The 6,600-nt window shown below is 73.8% G+C and carries 5 protein-coding genes and 1 tRNA gene; 1 reads left to right on the top strand and 5 read right to left on the bottom strand.

The window, feature by feature from the left end; genetic code table 11:
• The 3 genes from Q0741_RS26265 to Q0741_RS26255 form a co-directional block, all read right to left on the bottom strand.
• On the bottom strand, positions 1–2,121 hold a 2,121-nt coding region (locus Q0741_RS26265), incomplete at its 3' end, for an ATP-binding protein (protein WP_298236149.1).
• 108 nt (positions 2,122–2,229) lie between these two features.
• On the bottom strand, positions 2,230–3,855 hold the full coding sequence (locus Q0741_RS26260) for an IclR family transcriptional regulator C-terminal domain-containing protein (protein WP_298236148.1): 1,626 nt from the start codon (positions 3,853–3,855) through the stop codon (positions 2,230–2,232).
• Between the two features lie 136 nt (positions 3,856–3,991).
• Positions 3,992–4,210, bottom strand: coding sequence for a hypothetical protein (locus tag Q0741_RS26255; RefSeq protein ID WP_298236147.1), 219 nt, complete (start codon positions 4,208–4,210; stop codon positions 3,992–3,994).
• 255 nt (positions 4,211–4,465) lie between these two features.
• Here Q0741_RS26255 and Q0741_RS26250 point away from each other — a divergent pair, with 255 nt between their 5' ends.
• The gene (locus Q0741_RS26250; protein ID WP_298236146.1) at positions 4,466–4,972 is read left to right on the top strand and encodes an HU family DNA-binding protein; all 507 of its coding nucleotides are present in this window, start codon (positions 4,466–4,468) and stop codon (positions 4,970–4,972) included.
• A 96-nt stretch (positions 4,973–5,068) separates the two neighbouring features.
• Here Q0741_RS26250 and Q0741_RS26245 read toward each other — a convergent pair whose 3' ends face one another.
• Together Q0741_RS26245 and Q0741_RS26240 are read right to left on the bottom strand one after the other, a co-directional pair.
• Positions 5,069–6,241, bottom strand: coding sequence for an alpha/beta hydrolase (locus Q0741_RS26245; protein ID WP_298236145.1), 1,173 nt, complete (start codon positions 6,239–6,241; stop codon positions 5,069–5,071).
• 169 nt (positions 6,242–6,410) lie between these two features.
• Positions 6,411–6,486: transfer RNA gene (locus Q0741_RS26240), tRNA-Gly, on the bottom strand.
• Between the last annotated feature and the right edge of the window lie 114 nt (positions 6,487–6,600).

The following is a 6,600-nucleotide window of genomic DNA, read 5'->3' as shown; positions in this document are numbered from 1 at the left end:
CTCGCGCGCGGTGTGCCGGCGCAGCACGGCCACGAGCTGGCGCAGGTCGAAAGGCTTGCCGACGTGATCGTCCATGCCCACGGCGAGGCAGGCGTCCCGGTCGGCCGGCGCGGCGTTGGCGGACACGGCAATGACGGGCAACCGCTCCAGCCCGGGCATGGCGCGGATGCGCGCGGTGGCGGCGCGGCCGTCCATCTCCGGCATCTGCAGGTCCATCAGCACGGCGTCGAAGGCGCCGGCCGCCACGGCCTCGACGGCCTCGCGCCCACTGGCCGCGAGCACCACCTGCGCGCCCTCGGCCTGCAGCAGCTCCTGCGCCACTTGGCGATTGGTCGCGTTGTCCTCGGCCACCAGCAGCCGCAGCCCGGCCAGCGCGCGCTCGGGCAGCGGCGGCGGCGCCTCCTCGGCCAGCGCCGCCAGCTGCTGCGCGGTGGGCAGCGGGAAATCGAGCCGGCAGTGGAAGCGGCTGCCCACGCCCGGGGCGCTGTCCACCCGCAGCTCGCCGCCCATGAGCGCCACCAGGCGGCGGCAGATGCTCAGCCCCAGCCCCGTGCCGCCGAAGCGCCGCGTGGTGGAGGCCTCGGCCTGGGTGAAGGGTTCGAAGATCAGCGCCTGCTGCGCCGGGTCGATGCCGATGCCCGTGTCGCGCACCGACAGCTCCAGCCGCGCCGCCGCGTCGCCCTGCTCCAGCAGCCGCAGCGCCACCTCCACCTCGCCCGCGGGCGTGAACTTCACGGCGTTGCCGCCGAGGTTGAGCAGCACCTGGCGCAGCCGCAGTGCGTCGCCCACCAGCACTGGCGGCACGGCCGGGTCCAGCACCAGGCGCAGCGCCACGGGCTTGCCCCGCGGCACCTGCAGCAGCACGCCCAGCTCCTCGAACAGCCGTGCCGGCCGGAAGGGCCGCGGCTCCAGCGCGAGCTTGCCGGCCTCGACCTTGGACAGGTCCAGCACGTCGTCCAGCAGCACCAGCAGGGAGCGCGCCGCGGCCTCGCCCTTGGCGGCGTAGTCGGCCTGGCGCGCGTCCAGCCCGCTGCGGCGCAGCAGCGCCAGCATGCCCAGCACGGCGTTGAGCGGCGTGCGGATCTCATGGCTGGTGTTGGCCAGGAAGGCGGACTTGGCGTCGGAGGCGGCCAGGGCCTCGTCGCGGGCGCGGCGCAGCTCGGCCGTCATGTCGCCGGCCAGCGCCAGCGCGCGAGCCCGTCCGCGCGCCAGCAGCCAGGCCGTGAAGGCCAGCAGCGCGCTCAGCAGCGCGCCGCCGCCGGCGAGCCACCAGGGCGCGGACGGCGCGTGCTCGGCGTCGAAGCGGGCGCTGCTGGCCATGCGCAGGCGCAGCGCCCGCCCGCCCACGCTCAGCACGCGCTCGGTGCGCAAGCGCGGCTGCGGGTTCTGCAGCCGATGCACGGCCAGCCGCGGCGCCTGCGCGTCCGTGCCGTCCAGGAGCTCGAAGTCCAGGTTGCGGCCGGCGCTGCGCTCCTCCATGCCGGCCAGCAGCGGCTCCACCGCCAGCGCCGCCACCAGCAGCCCCGCCGGCGCGCCGTACCGAGGCGCGGACATCGCCCGTTCCATGGGCAGCAGGAGCAGCAGCGTGGGCCGTGCGTCTCCCGGCAGCGCCAGCCCGGTGCCCAGCGCGGGCGTGCCCTCGCGCAGCGTGCGCTCCAGCGCCTCGCGCAGCGCGGGCTGCCGGGCCAGGTCCAGCTCCGCCAGGGCCCGCAGCGCCGGGTGCGGCTCGGCGTGGCGCACGACGAAAGCCGCGGCGCCGGTGTGCGCCACGCGCTGCGCAAACGCGAGGCCGCGCACGGCCTCCCCGGCCGTGCCCGTGCGCCGCCAGGCCGCGACGAAGCGGCCGAAAGCGGCGGCGTCGGTGGCGGGCTGGGCCGCGAACAGCGCCTGCAGGACGTACAGCTCGCCGGCCGCGTGCTCGAAGCGGTGGCGCACTTCCTCCTGCAGCCCTTGGGTGTACAGCTCGAAACGCGCCCGCGCCTGCGCCTCCAGGCTGCGGTGCAGCCAGGTCGCCGCCACGGCCGACAGCAGCAGCCCGGCCAGCAGCACGCCCAGCGCCAGCAGCAGCGCGGGGCGCGGACGGGTCAGGCGGGCGGGCAGCGACAGGTCGGCGAAGGGCATGGATCACGCCGCGGGAAGGCCCGGCGCGGCGGCGCGAGGGGGAACCCCTTGGCATCGGCCGCTGCGGTGGAATTCTTGAGGGCGGGCGCTGCCGAACCCGCCCTCCCCTCAATCCACCGGCCAATCCACCTCATGCAGCGGCAGCCCCGCCACCCCGGGCTGGAGCTGGAACAGCCGGCCCGACAGCGGCGCGTTGGCCAGCGTCTCCAGCGGCACGCCGTCGCGGGCGCTAGTGACGAAGAGCTGGCGCAGCCCGGGGCCGCCGAAGGCCAGGTCGGTGGGGTTGGGCACGGGCACACCCAGCACGCGGTCCACGGCGCCGTCGCTGCCGAAGCGCACCACGCTCCAGCCCTCGCGCAGCGCCGACCACACGCCCCCTTCGGCATCCACCGCCAGGCCCGACAGCCGTCCCGAGGCGCGCGGCACCGTCGCCAGGCGCCGCACGCCGCCACCGGGACCGCCCGCCTCCAACCGGTACAGCGTGCCCGAGGCCGGCGCGGCGGCCACCAGCGCGCCCTGCGCGTTCCAGGCCAGCGCCGCCACGGGCTCGCCCAGCATCCAGCCGCCGCTGAACTCGCCCGAAGGCTTCAGGCGCGCCACGCGCCAGCGTTCGCCCTCGGCGGCGCAGGCCCACAGCGAGCCGTCCTCTCGCACGCAAGCGGCCAGCAGCCGCCGCCGCGGCGTGCCCGACAGCGGCAACGGCGGATCGTCCGCGCCGCCCAGCAGCCGCCAACCCTCGGCCTGCACCAGCAACGCACCGCGCGCGTGCAGCAACAGCGACTCGATCGGCCCATCGGTGTCACCCAGCACCCGGTCATGGCTCTCGGCCGTCCAGGCGTGCACGGCCGGCGCCAGGGCGTCGGCCCACAGCAGCCGCTGCCGGCGCGCCGACCAGCGCGGGAAGGCGCCGTGGAAGGCGCGCTCGCCTTCGACCGCTTCCGCCTCGCCCGGCGCGGGATCGGCGCGCGCGGCCTGCAGCTGCGCACCCACCCGGCGCGCCGCCTGCACCAGCTCCGGCCCCAGCAACTCCAGCCGCTCGTGCGTGAGGCGGAAGGCCGGGCCGGCGACGCTGATGGCCCCGCGCAGCTTGCCCTCGCCATCCACGACGGGCGCGCCCACGCAGCGCACGCCCGGCACGATCTCCTCGTCGTCGATGGCCCAGCCGCGCGAGGCCACGAGCCGGACCTCGGCCTGCAGCCGGCGCCGGTCGGTGATGGTGCGCGGCGTCTGCGCCGTCAGCGGCAGCTCCTTGATCAGCGCGTCGCGCGCGGGCGCCGGCAACGCCGCCAGCATCGCCTTGCCCTGGCTGGTGCAGTGCAGCGGCTTGCGTTGGCCCAGCGCCGAGGCCGAGCGCTGGCTGTGCGCGCCATCGCAGCGCTCCAGCAGCAGCGACTCCAGACCGTCGAGCACGCACAGGTAGGCGGTCTCGCCGGTGAGGTCGCGCAGCGAGCGCAACTCCAGTTGCGCCGCGGCCACCAGGTCCGGCATGGCGAAGGCCGCGCGGGCGTACTCGAAGCAGCGCAGGCCCAGACCGTAGACGCGGCGCAACGGATCACGCCGCACCAGGCCGCGCGCCACCAGCGCGGCCAGCAGCCGGTACAGCGTGGTGCGCGGCAGTTGCAGCCGCGCCGACAGCTCGGCCTGGCTCAGGCCCTGCGGCGCCTGCCCGATGGCATCGAGCACATCCAGCGCCTTGTCCAGGGCCGCGGTGCCCTCGTGGCTGGACGAACCCATTCCAGAACTCCCATGATTTGGTCAAAAAGGCCCGCATCCTAAGTTCCATAAGCATTCCCGCGCTTGTGGGCAACACGGACAGACGGCACGGCGGCGCCGCCGTCGCCGTGCCGCATCGCGCGGCCGGCCGGCGGCTTCAGCCCGCGCCGGGACGGGACGGCGGCGCGGGGGCGTCGGCGGGGGACTGGGGCGGCGGGTCGAGGGCCAGGTCCAGGCTGGCGCCCGGGTCCTCCTCGCCGACGGTGGATTCCTCGGCCCAGTCCACCGGTTCGGGCGTGGCGGTGGCATTGGCGGGCGCGGTTGCCGGCGCAGCGGGCGCGGCGGACGGCGGACGGGATGGATCGGCTTGCGTCATGGCGCCTCCTGAGGCTACAGCTGATGCAGCCCTCGCGCTGCAAGCGGCGCGCCCGCGCCCGCGGCGCGGGCATTCCTGAAGCCGGCCGGCGAAAAAACGCCGTCGCGGCGCAGGCCTTCAAGGTGTGCCGCGCGAGCAGCGCCGGGACGCCGGGCGTCGCGGCCCTTTGCTTGCGTTCGCAACCGGAAGCAAGGGCGGTGGAGCAGTGCCGGCCCGCAATGTCACAATCAGGGCTTTTCAACACGCTCAAACCGCATGAACCGCAACGATCTCGCTGCCCTGCTGGCTGAAAAACACGAACTCTCCAAGGCTGCCGCCGCGCGCATGCTGGACACGGTGATCGATGCACTGTGCACCGAGCTGAAGAAGGGCAAGCCCGTGGCGATCTCGGGCTTCGGCAGCTTCAAGATCGGCCAGCGCGCCGCGCGCGTGGGCCGCAATCCCAGCACCGGCGACAAGATCAAGATTGCCGCGCGCAAGCTGGTGAAGTTCTCGCCCTCCACCACGCTGGCCGGCATGGTCGATGCGAAGTTCGCCAAGGCCCGCGCCGAGAAGGCCGCGGCCAAGCAGGCGGCCAAGACCGCCGCCAAGGCGCCCGCGAAGAAGGGCGCGGCCAAGAAGGCTGCCGCCGCGCCGGCGAAGAAGGCGGCTGCCAAGACTGCCGCCGCACCGGCCAAGAAGGCCGAGGCCCCCGCCAAGAAGGCCGCCGCCAAGGCGCCCGCGAAAAAGGCCGCGGCCAAGAAGGCTGCCGCCAAGGCCTGATCAGGCCCTCGCTTCCACGCTGGCCCGCGCCACGGGCCACCTCGAAAAAATCCCCGCAGCGCGGGGCTTTTTTTATCCCAACCCGGCCGCGGCGGGCTACTTCTTGTTCGCGGCGGGCTTGTTGTCTTCGACCTTGGTCTCGGTGGGGCGGTGGTCGGAGACGCGCAGCGAGCGCTCGAAGGCCTGGCGCAGCTCCTTGGCCGCGAGGTGCTGCGCCGAGCTGGCGTTGCCCACCACCGGCGCCATGCCGAAGAACTCGTGCGTGACGCCCTTGAAGGTCTGGCTCTTGAAGGACACGTTGGCCTTCTTCATCGCCTGCTCCAGCAGCTCGCCGTCGCTGCGCAGCGGGTCGATCTGCGCATTGATCAGCGTCACCGTCGGCAACACGCGCAGCTCGGCGTGCAGCAGGTCCACGCGCGGGTCCTGCTTCTGGCCGGGCGAGGAGAAGACCTTGTCGGCGAACCAGCCCATCATGGCCTTGTTCAGCGGCCTGGCCTGCGCGCTGTCGCGGTACGAGCGCGTGTCGAAGTTGGCGAGCTGCACCACGGGGTACACCGCCAGCACGTGCTGCGGCGGCGTCATGTTGGCCTGGCGCGCCGAGATGGCGGTGGACAACGCCAGGTTGCCACCCGCGCTCTCGCCGGCCAGCGCCAGCCGCTTGGGATCACCCCCGAGCTGCGCCGCGTTCTCCGCCAGCCAGTGATAGGCGGCCAGCGCATCGTCGTGCTGCGCCGGGAACTTGTGCTCGGGCGCGAGCCGGTAGTCCACCGACACCACCACGGCCTTGACCAGGCCGGAGAGCGCGCGCGGCGCGCCGTCATAGGCCTCCTTGCTGCCCAGCACCCAGCCGCCGCCGTGAAAGTACAGGATCACCGGATGCGGTCCGCCCTCCTTGGGTGTGTACACGCGCGCGGGCAGCGCGCCCGCGGCGCCGGGAATGGTGCGGTCGGTGGCGATCACGTCGGACACCAGCTTGGCCGGGTCGGTCTCCTTCTCCTTGAGCTTGAGCACCGCCATGACGGCATCGGCGGGCGTGGGCTGCTTGCGCGCCTCCTCGACGCTGAGCGTCTCGATGGGCTTCGGGCTCATCCCCGCCAGCGCATCGAGCACGGCGGCCATGTCCTTGTCAGCCTTGTAGCGCGTGCCGGTCTTGGGATCGAGCTTGTCCGCCGCGGCGGCACCCTGGCACAGCAGGGCCGCGCCCAGGGCGGCGATCAGCAGCGGACGGCCACGGGCCCGTCTCAAGGGTTCGGGGTGCACGCGCAACATGGAGGCTCCAGCAGGGGGTTGAGGCAGCCCCGCGAGGTGGCAAGCGCTGTACCCAAATGGCCCCCGGGCGAGCCCGGGCCTGCACCGCTTGCCCCGGCCCTCGCGCCCCCGCGCGTGGGAAACGGAAAAGGCCGGCTTCCTGTGCAGAAAGCCGGCCTTCTCGAATATTTGGAGCGGGAAACGAGGCTCGAACTCGCGACCTCAACCTTGGCAAGGTTGCGCTCTACCAACTGAGCTATTCCCGCGGGGGATCGGACGCGTCGCCGCGACCGGGGACTGTGAGCGAACTGACTGAACGGACAACTGGAGCGGGAAACGAGGCTCGAACTCGCGACCTCAACCTTGGCAAGGTTGCGCTC

This window comes from uncultured Azohydromonas sp., from assembly GCF_937926365.1.
In the GTDB taxonomy this organism is placed as follows: Bacteria; Pseudomonadota; Gammaproteobacteria; order Burkholderiales; family Burkholderiaceae_C; genus Azohydromonas.
Note: the sequence above shows the minus strand (reverse complement) of the source record. Positions and strands in the feature narration are given on the sequence as shown.